Origin of the sequence: Boudabousia marimammalium (assembly GCF_001936115.1) — a bacterium.
Lineage (GTDB): Bacteria > Actinomycetota > Actinomycetes > Actinomycetales > Actinomycetaceae > Boudabousia > Boudabousia marimammalium.
Genome location: NZ_MPDM01000003.1, coordinates 242,731 through 261,444, shown reverse-complemented (window position 1 = coordinate 261,444; position 18,714 = coordinate 242,731). Strand labels below are relative to the sequence as shown.

17 protein-coding genes are annotated in these 18,714 nt (G+C 53.1%); 16 read left to right on the top strand and 1 reads right to left on the bottom strand.

The window, feature by feature from the left end; translation table 11 throughout:
• The 16 genes from BM477_RS04200 to BM477_RS04125 all read left to right on the top strand — a co-directional run.
• Window positions 1-2,202, top strand: a 2,202-nt coding sequence (locus BM477_RS04200; protein ID WP_075361411.1) for an HAD-IIA family hydrolase, incomplete at its 5' end; no start/stop codon positions are given.
• Window positions 2,195-2,401, top strand: a complete 207-nt coding sequence (locus BM477_RS04195; protein ID WP_075361410.1) for a hypothetical protein — start codon at window positions 2,195-2,197, stop codon at window positions 2,399-2,401. The genes BM477_RS04200 and BM477_RS04195, both read left to right, overlap by 8 nt.
• Entirely contained in the window at window positions 2,394-3,233 is an 840-nt protein-coding gene (locus tag BM477_RS04190; RefSeq protein ID WP_075361409.1) for a TlyA family RNA methyltransferase, read from the top strand. The genes BM477_RS04195 and BM477_RS04190 overlap by 8 nt, the downstream gene beginning before the upstream one ends.
• Before the next feature lie 17 nt (window positions 3,234-3,250).
• Window positions 3,251-4,102, top strand: a complete 852-nt coding sequence (locus BM477_RS04185; protein ID WP_075361408.1) for an NAD(+)/NADH kinase — start codon at window positions 3,251-3,253, stop codon at window positions 4,100-4,102.
• A complete protein-coding gene (recN, locus tag BM477_RS04180; protein WP_075361407.1) occupies window positions 4,099-5,790 on the top strand; it encodes a DNA repair protein RecN in 1,692 nt (563 codons plus the stop codon). Before BM477_RS04185 ends, recN begins: the two co-directional genes overlap by 4 nt.
• Complete coding sequence (gene steA, locus BM477_RS04175; protein ID WP_075361406.1) at window positions 5,787-7,004, top strand: putative cytokinetic ring protein SteA; 1,218 nt, start codon at window positions 5,787-5,789, stop codon at window positions 7,002-7,004. Before recN ends, steA begins: the two co-directional genes overlap by 4 nt.
• Window positions 7,001-7,939, top strand: coding sequence for a copper transporter (locus BM477_RS04170; RefSeq protein WP_075361405.1), 939 nt, complete (start codon window positions 7,001-7,003; stop codon window positions 7,937-7,939). Before steA ends, BM477_RS04170 begins: the two co-directional genes overlap by 4 nt.
• Window positions 7,940-7,960: 21 nt before the next feature.
• On the top strand, window positions 7,961-9,661 hold the full coding sequence (locus tag BM477_RS04165; RefSeq protein ID WP_075361404.1) for a CTP synthase: 1,701 nt from the start codon (window positions 7,961-7,963) through the stop codon (window positions 9,659-9,661).
• Window positions 9,661-10,311, top strand: coding sequence for an NUDIX domain-containing protein (locus BM477_RS04160; protein ID WP_075361403.1), 651 nt, complete (start codon window positions 9,661-9,663; stop codon window positions 10,309-10,311). Before BM477_RS04165 ends, BM477_RS04160 begins: the two co-directional genes overlap by 1 nt.
• A 110-nt stretch (window positions 10,312-10,421) precedes the next feature.
• Window positions 10,422-11,141, top strand: coding sequence for a helix-turn-helix transcriptional regulator (locus BM477_RS04155; RefSeq protein ID WP_075361402.1), 720 nt, complete (start codon window positions 10,422-10,424; stop codon window positions 11,139-11,141).
• Complete coding sequence (sufB, locus tag BM477_RS04150) at window positions 11,138-12,580, top strand: Fe-S cluster assembly protein SufB (RefSeq protein ID WP_075361401.1); 1,443 nt, start codon at window positions 11,138-11,140, stop codon at window positions 12,578-12,580. The genes BM477_RS04155 and sufB overlap by 4 nt, the downstream gene beginning before the upstream one ends.
• Complete coding sequence (sufD, locus tag BM477_RS04145; protein WP_084543696.1) at window positions 12,580-13,791, top strand: Fe-S cluster assembly protein SufD; 1,212 nt, start codon at window positions 12,580-12,582, stop codon at window positions 13,789-13,791. Before sufB ends, sufD begins: the two co-directional genes overlap by 1 nt.
• Window positions 13,792-13,869: 78 nt before the next feature.
• On the top strand, window positions 13,870-14,622 hold the full coding sequence (gene sufC / locus BM477_RS04140; protein ID WP_075361400.1) for a Fe-S cluster assembly ATPase SufC: 753 nt from the start codon (window positions 13,870-13,872) through the stop codon (window positions 14,620-14,622).
• Window positions 14,623-14,625: 3 nt separating this feature from the next.
• Window positions 14,626-15,912, top strand: a complete 1,287-nt coding sequence (locus tag BM477_RS04135) for an aminotransferase class V-fold PLP-dependent enzyme (RefSeq protein WP_075361399.1) — start codon at window positions 14,626-14,628, stop codon at window positions 15,910-15,912.
• A 1-nt stretch (window position 15,913) separates the two neighbouring features.
• Window positions 15,914-16,372 carry a Fe-S cluster assembly sulfur transfer protein SufU gene (gene sufU / locus BM477_RS04130; RefSeq protein WP_075361398.1) on the top strand — a complete coding sequence of 153 codons (459 nt, stop codon included), beginning with the start codon at window positions 15,914-15,916 and terminating at the stop codon, window positions 16,370-16,372.
• Between the two features lie 44 nt (window positions 16,373-16,416).
• Window positions 16,417-16,809 carry a metal-sulfur cluster assembly factor gene (locus tag BM477_RS04125; RefSeq protein ID WP_075361435.1) on the top strand — a complete coding sequence of 131 codons (393 nt, stop codon included), beginning with the start codon at window positions 16,417-16,419 and terminating at the stop codon, window positions 16,807-16,809.
• Between the two features lie 44 nt (window positions 16,810-16,853).
• On the opposite strand, the gene BM477_RS04120 is transcribed toward BM477_RS04125, so the two are convergent.
• Window positions 16,854-18,560, bottom strand: coding sequence for an AMP-binding protein (locus tag BM477_RS04120; RefSeq protein WP_245792862.1), 1,707 nt, complete (start codon window positions 18,558-18,560; stop codon window positions 16,854-16,856).
• Window positions 18,561-18,714: the final 154 nt, after the last annotated feature.

Below are 18,714 nucleotides of genomic sequence, written 5' to 3'. Positions count from 1 at the left end.
AATAATGATGGTGATGATCGTCGAGGGCGTGGCGGTTTTGGCCGTGATGATCGGGGCGGTAGCCGTGATGGTGGTCGTGGTGGCCGTGGCTTTAATCGTGATGATCGCGGTGGGGATCGCGGTGGGCGCGGATTCGACCGTGATGACCAGGGTGCACGTCGTTTCGATGAGCGGCGTGAAAGCCAAGCATCTCGCGCTGCGCGTAGCAATAACGAACCGGAGATTCCTGGCGATATCAAAGCAGAAGATCTTGACCGTCAAGTTCAGGCCCAGCTACGCACACTATCAGGTGTTAATGCTGAAACCGTGGCCCGTCACTTGGTGGCCGCCGGCAGACTCATTGATGATGAACCAGAACTTGCTTACCAGCATGCTCAGGCTGCCGCTGCTCGCGCTGGCCGCGTAGATGTAGTGCGTGAAGCTGCGGCTTTGACCGCATACGCAGTCGGTAAATACGATGAAGCCTTGAAGGAAGTTCGTGCAGTTCGCAGACTTTCCGGCTCAGATGCTCTTCGGGCGGTTGAAGCTGATTGTGAGCGCGCTGCAGGTAAGCCAGAAAAGGCTCTTGAAATTATCAATGAGACCGACTTTGAATCCTTAGATACCGCTGAGCAGGCTGAACTGATTATTGTTGCTTCAGCCGCTCGCGCTGACTTGGGTGAGAATGAAGCCGCACTGGTGATTGTTGATGATGCACTTTCGCAACTCCCCGAAGACTATGATGATGAGGTGCGCGGACGCCTGATGTCGGTGAAGGTCGATCGTCTCCGTGAACTCGGTCGCGAAGCCGAAGCTGATGAGCTGGAAGCGGCAATTCCTGAAATTCCTGAGGACATCGACATTTATGACCTAGAGGAAATCGTTGAATCAGATATTGATGATGTCCGCTCCGCAGTGCGCGGTTGCAAGGTTCCTTTGGCTGAGGCTTACGATGCCGCCCTCTATGACCTCGACGGAGTTTGCTACCGCGGTAATGAGCCGATCCCCAACGCAGCAGAGTTCATTAACGCTTCGCGTGAGGAAAATGGACTGCAGGACATTTACGTTACGAATAATGCTTCCCGCACCCCAGCTCAGGTAGCTGAAAAGCTTCAGGGACTGGGAATCGAAGCCTTAGCAGAGAACGTCATGACCGCAGCTATGGATATTGCCGGCATTATGGCAGGTGACCTTGAAGCTGGCGCCAAAATCCTCGTTATCGGTGGAGATGGATTGCGCGAAGCCATTAGCGATGCCGGTTTCACCATCGTTGAATCAGCTGACGATAATCCTGATGCGGTGGTGCAGGGCTGGTCGGCCGATATTGACTGGGCCCGTCTTTCGGAGGCTAGCTACGCTATTAATAATGGTGCTCGATTCTACGCTTCCAATACTGATGCTTCGCTACCCCAAGAACGAGGTTTTGCCCTCGGTAACGGCAGCCTAGTGAAGGCAGTTGAACATTGCACTGGACGGAATGCCTTTGCCGGCGGTAAACCTTTCCCCGGTATCTACCGTAAGGCAGCTGAACTGGCTGGCGATGTCAAACAGGTCCTCACTGTTGGTGACCGTTTGGATACTGATATTCAAGGTGCCCGGGCTGCTCGTTACCTTGCAATGCACGTGCTCACCGGTGTCTCAACCGCACGCGATATTGTCCTGAGTGACTACAACCAGCGTCCTGCCTACTTGGCGATTGATATGCGTCAGTTGGCTGAGCCGCATCCGCACCCGCGTCACCACACCGATGGGCACTGGACTTGCGGCTCGTCTGAGTCCGTACATGTCGACAGGTGGGGAAATATCTTCATTGATGAGGATCCTTTGACTGAAGGATCTGCTATTACCCTCGACAACTATCGCGCGGTGGTGGCCGCAGCTTGGGAAACCATTGATAACGGCCACAAGGTTCGCTGCCCCAACTTCACGGTAGTCACGAACGAAGAAGGCAACGTGCTAGTTCCCGTCCCAGAGCGGGAAACTGAAGCTGAAGAAGAAGCCGTTGCGGAAGAACTCACCAGCGAAGAGCAGGTAGAAACTGAGGAGAACGAGGAAGTAGCACAGACAGAGGAACCCGGAACTGTCGATGCTGAACTCGTAGTTGAAGTTGAAGAATCTGCCATTGACTCCGCTGAAGTTGAAGATGCAGAAGAAACGGACGCCGTTCTTTTCGAACTAGACCAGCCTGAGGCTGACCCCGAGCTGGAAAATTTAGATGACTGATTCAGATTCTCCCTCGACCCCCATTCCAAACCCGAAGGATTTGGCGCGTGGGCTGGGGGAGAACTTTGAGCTACCTGAAGTCGAATCAAGACTCCAGGAAATTAGCGCGCTGCCGATTACTGAGCAAGCGCAGGCTCTAGATTCGCTTCGCGGGCAGCTGGCTGCCAGCTTGGACTCTGCACGTATCACCCATGGCTAAACTGGCTAGACTCGACACTGAAATGGTGCGCCGTAAACTGGCGCATTCGCGTGCCCACGCCCAAGAACTGATTCAGGCTGGGCGGGTAAAAGTTTCCGGGATGGAAGTGTTCAAGTCGGCACGCCAGATTAACCCTGCGGAACCGATTTTTGTCATCGAAAGTGATGAAGTAAACTACGTCTCTCGCGGAGCGCACAAACTGGTTGGGGCCCTAAACATCCTCGGCTCCCTCGCCCCGCAGGTACAGGGACGAAACTGTCTTGATGCGGGCGCCTCGACCGGCGGATTCACCGATGTCTTGCTCCGGCGTGGCGCTAAGCATGTGGTCGCAGCAGATGTCGGATATGGGCAGCTAGCCTGGAAATTGCAATCCGATCCCCGCGTGACAGTACTGGACCGCACCAATGTGCGTACATTGACGCCGGAGCAAGTCGGCTACACGCCTGAGCTGGTAGTGGGTGATCTCAGTTTCATCTCCCTGACGTTGATTTTGCCTGCCCTAGTGAAGTGCGGTGGGGAAAGCACAGACTACCTCCTGATGGTGAAACCCCAGTTCGAAATTGGGAAAGAAAGATTAGGCTCAGGTGGCGTCGTGAGAAACCTAGATCATCATGTTGAGACCGTACTCAAAGTAGCGAATTGTGCTCATGAGCTTGGTCTAGATATCTACGGGGTGGCGGCAAGTCCTTTACCTGGACCGGCAGGGAACGTAGAGTACTTCTTAGCAATGCGAAAACAACATCCCCAAGCTTTAGCTGCTGACGAATATGAAGCCGCGATTCGACGCGCAGTAGCTCAAGGCCCAGCGGGTGATAATAAGTCAGTAAGTTAGCGCCCGGGAGATAAAGAATGGTTAGGACGATCCTGCTGATTCAGCACGCCACCCGTGAAGAAGCCATCAAAGGCGGCGAAGTGGTGCGGGCAACCTGCGCCAGTTTAGGCCTCCAAGTGGTTGAACGGGCTGCCATCGACCGTAACCCCGATATTCGAGTCGACTTGGTTATCGCCCTAGGCGGAGATGGAACTCTACTTGCCGCAGCTGATTATGGGCGTAGACAAGGGGTCCCAATCATCGGTTTCAATACCGGTCGGATGGGTTTCTTGACCGAAGTCGGGGCGGAGGATTTTCGGGCGGCCTTGGTTCGTCTAGCAGAAGAGGATTTCACATTAGATATTCGTCAAACCATCGAAGTCACCGTCAAACACCGCGATGGCAGAGTCGAAGAAGGCTGGGCTCTTAATGAAGCGGCTGTCATGCACTCGGGTTTGGACCATCCTGCTGATTTTACAGTCGGCGTGGATGGGCTGGGTTTATCACGTTATGCCGCTGACGGGATCATTATCGCAACGCCCACTGGCTCCACAGCGTATTCTTATTCGGCAGGTGGGCCTATTGTGTGGCCAAATGTTGAATCCATGTTGTTGGTTCCATTGGCGGCGCATGGTCTTTTCCGTACGCCTCTAGTGGTTGGTTGTAATTCTGTCTTGCAGGTTGAGATTGACGTGGAGCAGCCTAATCATCTGGAGATCTGGTTTGATGGGCAAAGAATGCTTCCGGTTGAGCCAGGCGCTCTGGTGGAGGCCCGGATCTCGCCCAACCCGGTTGTGTTAGCGGCTCTTTCCGAGGCTCCCTTTAGTGCCCGCCTCGTTTCTAAATTCCAGCTTCCTGTAGATGGCTGGAGGTCTGGGACTAGCGCATGATTTCCGAAGTTGATATCTCTCATTTGGGCATTATTGAATCGGCACGTCTTGAGCTGGGCTCTGGGTTTACGGCGGTTACCGGTGAGACTGGGGCGGGAAAAACCCTTGTTTTGACGGCAATCGGCTTGCTTTTGGGGCAGCGGGCGGATTCTCATAATGTGCAAAATCACGCCGATAAAGCCCAGGTTGATGGCGTCTTTGTGGTGGCGGAGGAAGATCTTGCGCTACAGTCGGTTTTAGAAGAGTCTGGACTTGATCTAGAAGAGGACGAGCTATTAGCTTCTCGCACGGTCATGTCTAATGGTCGCTCGCGCGCTAGATTACAGGGGCGTCCGGTCCCAGCTGCGATACTGGCCGAGGTAGCTGAACAATTGGTGACTATTCACGGGCAATCTGATCAGGTCGCTTTGCGCTCAACACAGGTGCAAAGAGAGATTCTTGACCGTTGCGGGGGCGCAGAGCTGGCCTCGCTTAAAGCCACCTATCAGCAGGCTTGGCAACGGGCCGTGGAGGCGAAAAGGCGCTTGGATGAGTGGTCCGAAAATGCGCATCTTCATCAGTTGGAAGCTGAGTCTTTGCGGGAAGGGTGCCAGTTAGTCGCGGCCCTAGATCCCGCCGAGGACGAGGAAGAGGAACTGAAAGCTAAGATTGACCGCCTGACACATGCAACTGATTTGCGGATGCAAACGGTCACCGCTTTGCGGGCATTGCGACATGGCGATAGCGATATTGACGCAATCACTTTGCTTGAGCAGGCGCTGGTAGCACTGCGGCAGGCGCAACATAACGATGCCTCTTTAGGTGAGATTAGCGAAAACCTAGACCGGCTGTTGATTGAAATCACGGATCTTTCTGAACAGATAGCGGATTATAGTTCGCAACTGGAAAGTGACCCGAGCGCACTCTCTGCTGCGCATGAGCGCAGGGCGCAACTCACTAGGGCAATGCGAGGGCGTGCCACCACTGTGAAAGAACTCCTAGACTGGGCAGAGCAGGCCCAAATCCGCTTGGAACTGATTGGAGATCCTGAATCTACTACAGCTACCTATGAGGCAGAGTTGAAAACTGCTCAGCAGCGGGTGATTGAAACCGGTAAACAGTTAAGCGCGAAACGTATTCACGTTGCGGCGCAACTTTCTAGTCAAGTCACTGCGGAACTAGATAATCTTGCTTTGCAAGATGCACACTTCGAAGCAGTTTTGGTGACTCAAGACAAACCCAAACCCTATGGTCTAGAAGATGTGGTCTTTTCTCTGCAACCCCATCCTGAAGCGACTTTGCGGCCGCTGGCGCAGGGGGCTTCCGGAGGTGAGTTATCTCGGGTAATGCTGGCCTTAGAGGTAGTAGCCGCCAGCCTCACCAGTAAAGATACTCGTCATCACACCTTCATTTTTGATGAAGTGGATTCAGGAATCGGTGGCCAGGCAGCCGTTGAGGTAGGCGCTCGATTGGCGCAACTAGCCCAAAATCATCAGGTGATTGTGGTAACTCACGTACCGCAGGTAGCAGCATATGCCGATCAGCATGTGTTGGTCTCAAAAGCAGATAACCGCACAGAATTGACTACTTTGAGTGAGGACGAACGCGTGCAGGAGTTAGCCCGAATGCTTTCAGGTGACTCAACTCCCGATGTTGCGCGTGCCCACGCGCTTGAACTGCTAAATGCCGCTAGGATGAAACAATCATGAGTAAAAAAGTAGTTGTTTCGGAATCCAGTCCGTTGAGTGTTTCAGGCCGGATTCGTTTAGGTGACGATACTGTGGCCTTGGCGACTCAGCTTGAAGCCGGAGATATTGCCGTTATCAACCATCCTGACCTTGATCGGGCGGCGGCGCTAGCTTTGGCTGAGGCTCGTCCGGCAGCCGTTCTCAATGCGGCTCCTTCCGTCACGGGACGCTACCCGAACCGCGGCCCACATGTGCTTTTGGATGCAGGTATTCCCTTACTAGATTCTTTGGGTACCGCGGTACTCGGGCTGAAGGAGGGGCAGCTGGTTTCGGTAGCGGAAAACCGCATCTATCTCGCTGACCAGTTGGTCGCCGAGGGTGAAATCATGACCCCTTCTCGCTATCTTGAGCTCAGCAGTGAAGCAAGATTCGGGATGGGGGAGCAGCTGGAATCTTTCGCTGCTAATACCAAAGAATTTTTGCGTCGAGAGCAGGATGCTCTCCTTGAAGGAACCGGGTTTTCTCAGATTCCGCTGGGTTGTAAAGACCGGATTTCGATTGTTGTCGGTCCCGGTGCTGAAGCAGAAGAACAGTTGCGAAGGTTGAGCACCTTGATTCGTGAGCACCGGCCCATCCTAGTTGGCGTGGGTTCTGGTGCAGATACCCTGATTAGGCAGGGGCATCGTCCCTCCTTAATCACAGGCAATGTGAAAGCAGCCTCTGATGCGGCTGTTCGATCAGGCGCAGTGATTGTGTTGCGCTCAACCTTCCAAGAACACCTCAAAGATTCGCGGCTTGATTCGATTGGCTTGAACTATCACACCATCACTTCAGGACTAACCGATTTAGACACGGCTGTTATGCTGTGTGTTCATAAAGGTTCATCTCTAGTCATCCCGGTGGGGGATTACAACTCTTTCGATGAGTTCCTTGATCAGGGCCGACAGGGGATGACTTCCTCGTTCTTTACCCATCTCGTTGCGAACGGGACTATCGCCACCCCACGTGCTGCGGAACTCCTGTATGCGCGCCCGATGCGCGCAGCGTACGTCTGGTTGCTGATGCTTACTGCTCTCATCGCTTTAGGCTCAGCTTGGATGCTAACCCCGTGGGGGCAGTCAATTTGGCTGCTGGGCGGTGAGTGGTCCTGGCCGGTAGGGATCGGGATTATAGCTGTTGCGGGAGTATTACTTATCGTTGCAATGCTTGCATCATTGCTGAGGAGAAAACCATGATTGACTACCGATACCATCTTACTTCACTAGCCGCGGTGTTCCTCGCCCTCGGAATCGGCGTAGCTCTTGGTGCGGGCCCGCTTCAAGCCACGGTATCGGATGCTCTCAGCGGGGAAGTCGCCTCAGTGCGGGAGCAAAACGCCAATTTGAACGAGGAAGTGCGTTCACTTCAGGCCGATATTAGTCGGTCGGAGAATTACCTCAGCGAGCTAGGCAAACAAGTAAACCACAATCTTCTGTCCGGGTACTCAACTGCTCTGCTGGTATTCCCCGGGGTGGCCAGTGCAGATGTGGAAAAGACAGTGCAGAGTCTAACTGCTACGGGTGCTCAAGTGAGCGTGGTGAATCTAACCGAGAAGCTCTTGAATACTGGATTCTCTCAGTATCGCTCATCCTTGGCGCCGCAGCTGGTGGGCTATTTAGAGACTGCGCCGAGTGGTGATGCCAGCACTGAGGAAATCATGGGCCTGGCGGTCATGACTGCTTTGGCAGATACCGACCAGCACGCAACTTTGAAAAATATTTTGACCAACCCGGATAATCCACTCATTACCCTTCCTGGAGCACCTATCAAAGCGACTTCTTTTGTGATTTTGACTCCATCTGTTAAGCCTGAGACACCTGCCGCTCAGGCGGTGACAGCTGAGGAGGTGCAAGCCGCCGTCTTTGATTATGCAAGCTTGATTACGCCCTTTGCGAGCGCCCCGCAATCAGCCGTTGTGCTGGGAGACGCACAAACCAGTGATGCGGTTTTGAGCTACATTCGCAACCAAGCTGCGCAGCTCACTACAGTGGACTCCTTCCCATCATCTCAAGCTTTTGTCTCACTTCCGCAAGCTCTCAAAACCGCCTCAACCGAGCAGCGTGCTTTCGGTTCGCAACAGGGTGCTAGCTTGACTGTTCCCACCCTCACCATCAACACACAAGCCAACTAGACTGTGCTAGGATTAAAGCCCGTGGACACCAAATTTGAATCTCAGAGTATCGTTACCAAACACGTTTTCGTTACCGGCGGTGTCGTATCGTCGCTAGGTAAGGGATTAACCGCTTCCTCGTTGGGGCACGTGCTTCGTTCACGTGGTTTATCCGTGGTAATGCAAAAGCTTGACCCGTATATCAATATCGATCCGGGCACTATGAACCCATTCCAGCATGGCGAAGTATTCGTGACCGAAGACGGTACCGAGACAGACCTTGATATTGGCCATTATGAGCGTTTCCTTGACGTAAACCTTGGCGCCAGTGCGAATGCCACCACCGGTCAGGTCTACTCCACGGTGTTGCAGAAAGAACGTCGCGGTGAATACCTGGGGGATACCGTACAGGTGATTCCTCATATCACCGATCAGATTAAGGAAAGAATGCGCGCTCAGGCACACCCGAGCGATGGCTCTACCCCTCCTGACGTAATCATTACCGAAATCGGCGGTACGGTTGGTGATATTGAGTCGTTGCCCTTCCTTGAGGCTGCACGCCAGGTGCGCCAGGATCTGGGACGCGACAACTGTGTGTTCGTACATGTCTCGTTGATTCCTTATATTCCTTCCGCTGGTGAACTCAAGACGAAGCCTACCCAGCACTCAGTTGCTCAGTTGCGTTCAATTGGTATTACTCCGGATGCAGTGGTGTGCCGTTCTGATCGTCAGCTACCTGAAGGTGTCAAGGCTAAGATTGCTTTGATGTGCGATGTCGATCGTAATGCCGTGATTGAGTGTCCGGATGCGGCCTCGATTTATGAGGTTCCTAAGACAATTCATCGCGAAGGACTGGATTCATACCTATTGCATCGCCTTCGCCTTGACGCTGGTCCTGTGGATTGGAGTCAGTGGGACGGAGTTTTGGAGCGTGTGCGTGAGCCCCGCCATGAGGTTGAGATTGCGCTGGTTGGTAAGTACATTGACCTGCATGATGCCTATCTCTCTGTTTCGGAAGCTCTAATTGCTGGCGGTTTTGCTCATTGGACCAAGGTGAAGATTCGTTGGGTGCCTTCCGATAGCTGTGAAACGCCGGAGGGGGCTTCTCGCGCACTAGGCGGCGTGGATGCCGTGCTTGTGCCGGGTGGTTTCGGTGTGCGCGGTATCGAAGGCAAGCTGGGTGCCCTGCGTTGGTCTCGCGAAAACAAGGTGCCTACCCTGGGTATTTGCCTGGGCCTCCAGTGCATGATTATTGAGGCATCTCGTAACCTCCTCGGTCTTGTGGGTGCTAACAGTACTGAGATGGATCCGAATACGCCATACCCGGTGGTTGCCACTATGAATGATCAGCTGGAAGCTATCTCCGGGCAGGCAGATTTAGGCGGCACTATGCGTTTGGGTGCTTACCCTGCTCGCCTTCAGCCTGACTCTTTGGTTGCTGAAGTTTATGGCTCAACTGAGGTTAGTGAACGTCACCGGCATCGCTTTGAGGTAAACAACGAATACCGTGCACAGCTCGCTGAACATGGTTTGCTGGTTTCAGGTCAGTCACCCGAGGGTGGTCTGGTGGAATTTGTTGAGCTGGATCGTTCCTTGCATCCGTATTACGTCTCGACGCAGGCTCACCCTGAGTTCAAGTCACGTCCCACCCGTCCGCACCCTTTGTTTGCAGGCTTGGTTAAGGCTGCTTTGGAACGCAAGGCTGAGGTCTATAAGTCGCATCGCAGATCCGAGGAAGACTGATGAATATTCCGGTGTTGGAGGCTAGTCAACTAGTTGATGAACGGATAGCAAAGCCCGTCGAAAACACCACGGATATTTGGCAGGGGAGATTTTTCTCACTGCATGAAGACCAGGTGCGTCTGACTGAAGGTAGTGAGCCGGTTAGTCGTGAGTACGTTAAGCATCCCGGTGCGGTTGCTGTGGTCCCTTTGCGGGTGGTGGACGGACGTGAACAGGTTCTTATGATTAAGCAGTATCGCCATCCTGTGCGGGTGTCACTGTGGGAGTACCCTGCCGGCTTGCTGGATGTTGCGGGGGAGGACTATCTTCAGGCGGCTCAACGTGAGTTGGCAGAAGAGACTGATTTGCACGCCAATCAGTGGGATGTGCTAGTTGATTACTTTGCGACCCCGGGCGGTCACACTGAATCCCTGCGAATCTTTCTAGCTCGTGATTTGGAAGAAATTCCCGAGGCGGAAAAAACCTTTGAGCGAGATGAAGAAGAAGCGCTGTTCGAATGGGCTTGGGTGGATTTAGATGATGCTGCGGCTGCGGTGGCTGCAGGAAAGCTACATAACCCCTCTGCCGTAACTGGGACGTTAGTCACATATTACTCACGTGAAAAAGGGTGGAGCACGCTAAGACCAGCGGAATCTCGCTGGCTTAGGTAAACCTTATTTTCTGTCGGGTTGTCAGCTAACAGTAATTACGCAACGCCACGCTTCCCAATTACGGGTATGCTGGTGTTGTTAGTTTGACGCCACGCGGAAGGAGTTTACTCATGGCTAGTAGCGGCGATGATGTAAGCACCCGGCAGGCAGTGTTGGACTTAATTGTTGAAAAAGGGCCAGTCACTGCGGTTGTGCTTGCAAAAATCCTAGATCTCACTGCGGCAGCTGTGCGTAGACACATTACCGCTCTAGAGAAAAATGGGGCCATCGAAGTACTGGAGATTCCCACTGAAACTTCACGGGGGAGAGGCCGCCCAGCACGCCACTATGTGGCGACTAAGGCCGCTCACCGTTCCCTTGCGGAAGACTATGCAGAGTTGGCTTCGCGAGCTTTGGAATACATGGGACAGGTAGCAGGGCGAGATGCAATCAACTCTTTCGCTGCTTCACGGTCTCGTGAAATTGAGCGCAAGTACGCGCCAGTGGTCCGTGAGGTGGGGGATGACCCAGAGGAGCGTGCCCGCGCGCTAGCTGATGCGCTAACCGCAGATGGCTACGCTGCGACAGTTCGGAAAGTCGGCAACGGTTTTGCGATTCAGCTCTGTCAGGGACACTGTCCGGTGCAGAATGTGGCACACGAATTCCCACAGCTTTGCGAAGCGGAGACTGCGGCTTTTTCACGACTACTCAACGTTCATGTGCAACGTCTTGCTACTTTGGCAGGCGGTGAACATGTTTGTACCACCCACGTTCCAGTTGGCATGCCGACAATTCGAAAAGGAACGCGTATAGCTGCAGCGGCAGCATCAATCAAGGAAGGAAATCGATGACTCCATCACCTACTCCACCTGTGGATGCCCAACAATCTGATGAAGAGATTATTGCATCTATCGGTGCCTACGAGTACGGCTGGCACGATTCTGATACTGCAGGCCAAAGCGCGCCACGCGGCCTCACTAAGCAGACTGTTCTCGATATCTCTGGTCGCAAGAACGAACCAGAATGGATGCTCCAGCGCCGTCTCAAGGCACTAGAGACTTATGAAGCTAAGCCGATGCCTGCTTGGGGTGCAGATCTTTCCGATCTCGAGTTTGACAAGATTAAGTACTACGTTAAATCTACGGAGAAGATGGCTCAGACCTGGGAAGATCTTCCGGAAGATATCAAACGTACCTATGACAAACTTGGTATTCCAGAGGCAGAGAAGAAACGCCTAGTTGCTGGTGTTGCCGCCCAGTATGAATCTGAAGTGGTTTACCATCAGATTCGCGAAGACTTAGAAAAACAGGGGGTCCTCTTCCTCGACGCTGATACTGGATTACGTGAATACCCTGAAATCTTCCAAGAGTACTTTGGCAAAGCCGTACCTGCCGGAGACAACAAGTTTGCTGCTCTAAACACCGCGGTATGGTCCGGTGGCTCTTTCGTGTACGTCCCGAAGGGCGTGCATGTGGAGATTCCCCTCCAAGCTTACTTCCGCATTAATACCGAAAATATGGGTCAGTTTGAGCGCACTTTGATTATCGCGGATGAAGGCTCATATGTTCATTACGTTGAGGGCTGTACCGCCCCGATTTACGACACCGATTCACTGCACGCTGCAGTGGTCGAAATCTTCGTCAAGAAAAACGCTCGCGTTCGCTATACCACCATCCAAAACTGGTCAAATAACGTGTATAACCTGGTGACACAGCGTTCCGTCGTAGAAGAAGGCGGCGTAATGGAGTGGGTAGATGGCAATATTGGCTCTAAGGTCACTATGAAATACCCGGCTGTTTACCTGATGGGTCCGCATTCTCGCGGTGAAACTCTGTCCATCGCTTTCGCCGGTGAAGGCCAGTATCAAGATACCGGTGCCAAGATGGTGCATATGGCGCCCCACACCTCCTCCTCAATCGTCTCGAAATCGGTGGCTCGCAATGGCGGACGGAGTGCCTATCGTGGATTAGTGCAGGTGATGGCTCGTGCCCATCACGCCAAGTCCAACGTACTGTGTGATGCCTTGCTGGTTGACCAGATTTCACGTTCTGACACCTACCCATATGTAGATGTGCGTACCGATGACGTTGAAATGGGACACGAGGCTACGGTCTCTAAAGTCAGCGAAGACCAGCTCTTCTACCTGATGAGCCGAGGCATGGAGGAAACCGAAGCAATGGCAATGATCGTGCGTGGTTTCGTGGAGCCAATCGCTCGTGAGCTCCCCATGGAGTACGCGCTAGAGCTGAACCGACTTATTGAACTGCAAATGGAAGGATCCGTTGGCTAATGACTGAATATACTGTGCTCCCTGACAACCAGGAACTTACCCCTGGCGTGGCGCGCCCTCAGCAAAAGCCCGTCAAACCTTCCGGTTCTCGCGCGGAGCGTCCCACTTCGTTTTCGTCAGCAGATTTCCCTCTCCCCACCGGCCGTGAGGAAGAATGGCGTTTCACCCCGATGAAGCGGATTCGGCCACTCATGGAAGAAAACTATGAGGGAGAAGTTCCCGCTGCTCAAATCCAGGCTCCTGATGATGTCAGTGTGTCATATCTGGATTGCTCTCACGCCCCGCAGCTTGCCTTAGCTGGTGGTCCGCAGGATAGGACCTCGGCACTGGCCTGGGAAAACTGGAAAGAAACCATGATGATTGAAGTCCCTGCTCGCACCGAGCTGGACACCCCGGTAATCGTGAAGATGACCGGCACCCACGAACGGCCAGCAGCTGGTAGCACCCTGATCCACGTGAAAGAGCAATCCAGTGCGATTGTCGTGCTTGAACACTATGGTCATGCTCTCTACAACGAGACTGTACAGATTATTGCTGACGCGGGCTCTAAGGTAACAGTTGTTACTACCCAAGAGTGGGATGAGAGTTCTATTCACGCGGCAAATTACCGGATTACGGCCGCGAAGGATGCTGAGGTAAAGCATATTGTGGTGACTTTGGGTGGCGACCTGGTACGCATCTGCACTGATGCGCGTTTCTCTGAGCCCGGTGCGAATGTTGAACTTTTGGGTCTGTACTTCACCGACGCTGGACAGCATCACGAACATCGACTTTTCGTTGACCATTCAAAGCCCAATTGTGTTTCTCGAGTCACCTACAAGGGGGCGCTACAGGGGAAGAATGCCCATGCGGTCTGGGTTGGCGACGTACTGATTGGTAAAGAAGGTTTCGGTACTGATACCTACGAGCTAAACCGTAACTTGGTTCTCAGTGAAGGCGCCCGAGCAGATTCAGTGCCGAACTTGGAAATTGAAAACGGCGAAATCGTAGGCGCTGGCCACGCGTCCGCAACCGGTCGTTTCGATGATGAGCAGCTCTTCTATCTACGTGCACGCGGTATTCCTGAAGTTGATGCGCGCCGCCTAGTGGTGCTTGGTTTCTTCGGCGAACTGATTAACCAAATTGGAGTTCCTGAAGTCGACGAACACCTGATGGAAAAGATTGAGGAAGAACTCATGATGACCGGTCAAATTGCTGCTGGTACCGTCTAAACCCCCTCGAAAATTTATTTATCTTAGCTCTGGAGAGAAGCCTTGGCTGCGACCTAGGCGCCTAGGAAGGAAAACAACATGTCAACATTAAAGATTGAGGATCTCCACGTTTCTGTGGAAACTCAAGACGGACCGAAGCCGATTCTGAAGGGGGTGGATCTGACGATTAAATCTGGTGAGATCCACGCCGTGATGGGACCGAATGGTTCTGGTAAATCCACGCTGGCTTACTCTCTGGCCGGCCATCCCAACTACCACATCACCTCCGGTCACGCCTATCTAGATGACCAAGATCTTGGTGAGATGACCGCTGACGAACGTGCTCGCGCAGGCCTGTTCCTTGCGATGCAGTACCCTGTCGAGGTTGCCGGCGTAACCGTCTCCAACTTCCTCCGTACCGCTAAGACCGCTATCGATGGTAAAGCTCCGGCTCTGCGTCAATGGGTGAAAGACGTCAATGAAGCAATGGAAAAGCTCCGTATGGATCCGGTCTTCGCTCAGCGCGACGTCAATAAGGGATTTTCTGGCGGCGAGAAGAAGCGCCACGAGATCTTGCAAATGGAGCTACTCAAGCCTAGTTTTGCAATCTTGGATGAAACTGACTCCGGTCTTGACGTGGATGCTCTACGCATCGTTTCGGAGGGGGTTAATCGGGTTCACGATAATGTTGGCTCAGGTATCTTGTTGATTACTCACTACACTCGCATCCTTAACTATATTAAGCCTGACTTTGTCCACGTTTTCGTGGATGGTCGCGTCGCTGATCAGGGTGGGCCGGAGCTGGCTGACAAGCTCGAGCTTGACGGATACGACAAGTACCTGGTCAAATGAGTCATGTCTGAGGTTTCAGTTGGACTAGGGTCTGGTTTTACCGCTCTTGAGTTAGAGCAGCTGCGCGGGCAGTTCCCCATCCTGTCTCGGACAGGGCGAGGAGGGCGCCCCATCGCCTATCTTGACTCTGCAGCGACCTCGCAAAAACCACAGTCGGTAATTTCCGCTGTCTCGGATTACTATGCGAATAATAACGCGGCGGTGAATCGGGGAACCCACCTGTTGGCTGATGAATCAACTGTGGCCTTTGAACAGGCTCGGAAGCGGTTGGCCGATTTTGTCGGTGCAGATGTAGAAGAAATCATTTGGACCAAGAACGCCACAGAGGGTCTCAACCTGCTGGCTTTCGTCTGCTCGGCGGGAGTCGGGAAAGCTAGCCCGTGGACGCTTGGACCCGGTGATGAGGTCTGCTCTACAGTGGTGGAGCACCACGCCAATATTGTTCCCTGGCAGCAAGCCTGTCAGCGTTCAGGAGCTAAATTCACTTGGTTGGATGCAACCGAAGATGGATTAATTGATACTTCGCGCCTGGCGGAAAAAATCAATTCCTCCACCAAGATTGTGGCAATTACGCACGCCTCTAACGTGACGGGCGCGATTACTGACTTGGAACCAATCATTGCGGCTGCTCGACGGGTGGGCGCTCTAGTAGTGCTTGACACCTGCCAGTCCTCTGCTCATCTGCCTATTAACCTCCATGATTTGGGGGTGGATGCGGCGGTATTTTCCGCGCATAAGATGATGGGTCCAACCGGTATTGGTGCTCTATATGTGCGCGCCGAAGTACTGGAGCATCTGGCTCCCTTCTTGACCGGTGGTTCCATGGTGACTTGGGTGACTATGGAGGAAGCTACCTTCCATGAGGCTCCCGCTAAGTTCGAGGCTGGCACGCAGCCGGTTGCGCAAGCCGTTGGTTGGGCTAAAGCACTTGATTTCTATGATGAGGTTGGTTTCGGCCGGATCGAAAAGCATGAGCGAGCAATTGGTGAGCATCTGCTGGATCAGTTAAAAGCGATCAAGCAAGTGCGCATCTTGGGACCAAAATCAATGGATTCTCGTCTCGCGGTGGTCTCCTTTGAGGTTGAGGGAGTACATCCTCACGACGTTGGGCAGATTCTAGATGACGAGGATGTAGCGGTTCGGGTTGGGCATCACTGCGCGATTCCTCTGCACACCCATTTTGGTGTTCGCTCTTCGACAAGAGCCTCTGCCTCACTAACGACAAGCGTGACTGAAACCGATAGGCTAGTAGCTGGTATTAATCGGGTCATCCGCTTTTTTGGAGGGTAGCATGTCGGAACTTGAACAGCTTTATCAGCAGGTGATTTTAGATCACGCACGTGCCCGTAGCGGAAGCGGATCTGTTCCTGAAGACATCTCCGGAAGCAGTCATCAGGTTAATCCTACCTGTGGTGATGAGGTCACTCTCGGCGTTGATTTGGCCGAGGATGGTTCGGTGAAACGATTGGTCTGGGATGGCTCAGGCTGTTCGATTTCTCAAGCCTCTTTATCCATGATGTCTGAGATGGTAGTGGGGATGGGCACGCAAGAGCGTGAACATCTTGCGGAAACTTTCTCGCGGATGATGCATTCGCGAGGCGCCGAACTGAGTGAAGATGACCTCGATGAACTTGCGGACGCAGCTGCGCTAAGCGGTGCTTCTAAGTTCCCGGCACGTGTGAAGTGTGCACTATTAGGCTGGATGGCTCTTCGAGATGCCATTGCTACTGCTGAAACGAAGGAATCCTAATGACAAATCAAGATTTTAACGATCCCAGCCAGGTCGTGAATCCGATGGCTGCTACTGAGCCGGTAAGCCAGCGTTTCACGCTGCCGGAGCCGGAGCCCTCAGATGGCCCCGATATGATTTCTCGGGGGAGCTTAGCAGCTGAGGACGTCGCAGAGGCTCTCCGTGATGTGATCGATCCGGAGCTCGGCATTAACGTAGTTGATTTGGGTTTGCTGTATGGGGTGGCAGTAGAAGAAGATAATCATGTTGCTTTAGATATGACTTTGACTTCTGCGGCTTGCCCGCTCACTGACGTGATTGAGCAGCAGGCGCAGATGGTGCTTGAACCGATTGCTAACGGTGTCACCATTACCTGGGTATGGATGCCACCGTGGGGTCCAGATCGCATTACAAACGATGGGCGTGAGCAGCTTCGTGCTCTGGGGTTCAACGTTTAATCGAAACTGCTAGTTCAGTTCTAAGGCCTGATGTACTTGTGACTTCAGGCCTTAGGTTTACCTTGCCGCTGGGTAATCTGGTCCCGCACTGTGTGGCGAAGCACTTTGCCTAACTGTGAGACGGGTAGTGACTCGAATAGCTCCACAATTTTCGGTAGCGCATAGTGAGGCAGGTGCGCTTCACCGAAAGCCCTGATATCGGCCAAAGTGAGTCTACCTTCCTGCTCTTCAGCGGGAACAATGGCGAGAGCCACTTTTTCGCCTGATTCTGGGTCGCTAATTCCAACCGCAGTGCAGGACTCAATTTCTTCCATCTGGTTAAATACTGCTTCTACCTCTGAGGGGAAGACATTGAAACCGGATGTGATGATCATTTCTTTTAGACGGTCAGCCATGACTAGGAAGCCGTCTTCATTGCGTGCGATATCGCCGGTGCGCAGCCAGCCATCATGGAATACGCGCTGGTTTTCTTCGGGGGCGTCTAGATATCCGGAGAAAACCTGTGGACCTTTGACTAGAATTTCGCCAGGTTGCCCGTCCTCCACATCCATGGAGGGATTGGCCGGGTCGACAAGTCGGATTTCAGTTGAGGGGAAGGGTAATCCCAAACTACTGTGTCTGCGCTCAGGCGTGAGTGGGGAGCCGCACATGGTGGGTGCAGTCTCTGACATTCCGTAGCCCTCAATGATGTAGTGCGTGGTGGTGTGTTCCCAAAGCTCTGCGATTTCCCGAGAAAGCGGCATTCCGCCGGAGATAGCGAACTTAATCGATGTCAAGTCATCACCGCGTTTACGGGCGGCTTTGGCTAAGCGGTCAAACATTGGAGGAACACCGACAAAGAAAGAAATCGGTCGACGTTTATGCGCATCGAGGGCGGCATCCACATCAAACTGAGGAAGCATGACCTGGGTGCTACTTAAAGCCACGGAACAGATCAGGAAGAAAGTCAGGCCGAAGGCATGAAAGTAGGGAAGTAGGGACCAGAAGGTTTCTGCCCCTTCGTGTAGCTTCCAGACCCAGAAAATATTCTGGTTAGCATTCGCACCTAGGTTAAGATGTGTCAGCGGCACAGATTTTGGGACTCCATTAGTGCCGCCGGTGTGCAAAATAACTGCGATGTCATCAACCTCGGCATGCGGAACCGTGGCAGCGAGCAGACGCGAGTTCGCGACTTCGTTATCCCAGCTGAGGTACTCTGCAGGTACATCTGCCCTTACTTGAGCGCGCTTTTTCCTAGCCTTATTGACGGGTAGATTCAAAGCGAAACGATACTTTGCGGGCATTGATGCGGATAGGTTTACGCTGAATACGGTGCCTCCATCTTCCACAATCTGTGTGTAGGAGGAGGCGCACTTTTCCCATACAATCGCTACCTTCGCGCCATTGCGTTCCAACTGGCCTGCAATCTGTGCGTCAGGAGCCAAAGGGTTATGCTCCGCAGCCACAGCTCCCAAGCGCATGAGAGCGTAGAAAGCGACGAAATGCTGCGGGCAGTTTGGCATTGCTAAAGCAACGGTATCGCCCTTACGGACACCAATCTGATAGAGCACCTGTGCTGCCTGGTTGACCTCACGCAGTAGCTTCTCATAAGTCCAGGTGCGGCCGAAGAAATCAATCGCAATATTGTTTGGATAGTAGCGTGCGGAGGTCTCTAGTAAGAAATATAAAGACCTAGTGGGAAGAGGTATCTCAAAAGGAACCCCACGGTCGTAATGTGCGTGAGCTTGCTCTGCAATACTTTTCTGTACCACTGGTTCTCCTTCAACGCCCATGCCCGTGGCGGAACTAATCAACGTTTAAATGTTACCCCTACACCCTTTTAGGCGCTCGCTGTTCTACCTTAGGGGAGCGGGTCACATTAGGCGGTCTGCTCTCCGCGTATCGTACTCTAAGCAGTTAGAATGA

Bases quoted from the DNA above. Each gene is read 5' to 3' on its own strand.
- recN (WP_075361407.1), top strand. From the start codon at position 4,099: ATGATTTCCGAAGTTGATATCTCTCATTTGGGCATTATTGAATCGGCA.
- BM477_RS04190 (WP_075361409.1), top strand. From the start codon at position 2,394: ATGGCTAAACTGGCTAGACTCGACACTGAAATGGTGCGCCGTAAACTG.
- sufU (WP_075361398.1), top strand. From the start codon at position 15,914: ATGTCGGAACTTGAACAGCTTTATCAGCAGGTGATTTTAGATCACGCA.
- BM477_RS04185 (WP_075361408.1), top strand. From the start codon at position 3,251: ATGGTTAGGACGATCCTGCTGATTCAGCACGCCACCCGTGAAGAAGCC.
- BM477_RS04170 (WP_075361405.1), top strand. From the start codon at position 7,001: ATGATTGACTACCGATACCATCTTACTTCACTAGCCGCGGTGTTCCTC.
- BM477_RS04125 (WP_075361435.1), top strand. From the start codon at position 16,417: ATGGCTGCTACTGAGCCGGTAAGCCAGCGTTTCACGCTGCCGGAGCCG.
- BM477_RS04155 (WP_075361402.1), top strand. From the start codon at position 10,422: ATGGCTAGTAGCGGCGATGATGTAAGCACCCGGCAGGCAGTGTTGGAC.
- steA (WP_075361406.1), top strand. From the start codon at position 5,787: ATGAGTAAAAAAGTAGTTGTTTCGGAATCCAGTCCGTTGAGTGTTTCA.
- sufB (WP_075361401.1), top strand. From the start codon at position 11,138: ATGACTCCATCACCTACTCCACCTGTGGATGCCCAACAATCTGATGAA.
- BM477_RS04135 (WP_075361399.1), top strand. From the start codon at position 14,626: ATGTCTGAGGTTTCAGTTGGACTAGGGTCTGGTTTTACCGCTCTTGAG.
- sufD (WP_084543696.1), top strand. From the start codon at position 12,580: ATGACTGAATATACTGTGCTCCCTGACAACCAGGAACTTACCCCTGGC.
- sufC (WP_075361400.1), top strand. From the start codon at position 13,870: ATGTCAACATTAAAGATTGAGGATCTCCACGTTTCTGTGGAAACTCAA.
- BM477_RS04160 (WP_075361403.1), top strand. From the start codon at position 9,661: ATGAATATTCCGGTGTTGGAGGCTAGTCAACTAGTTGATGAACGGATA.
- BM477_RS04195 (WP_075361410.1), top strand. From the start codon at position 2,195: ATGACTGATTCAGATTCTCCCTCGACCCCCATTCCAAACCCGAAGGAT.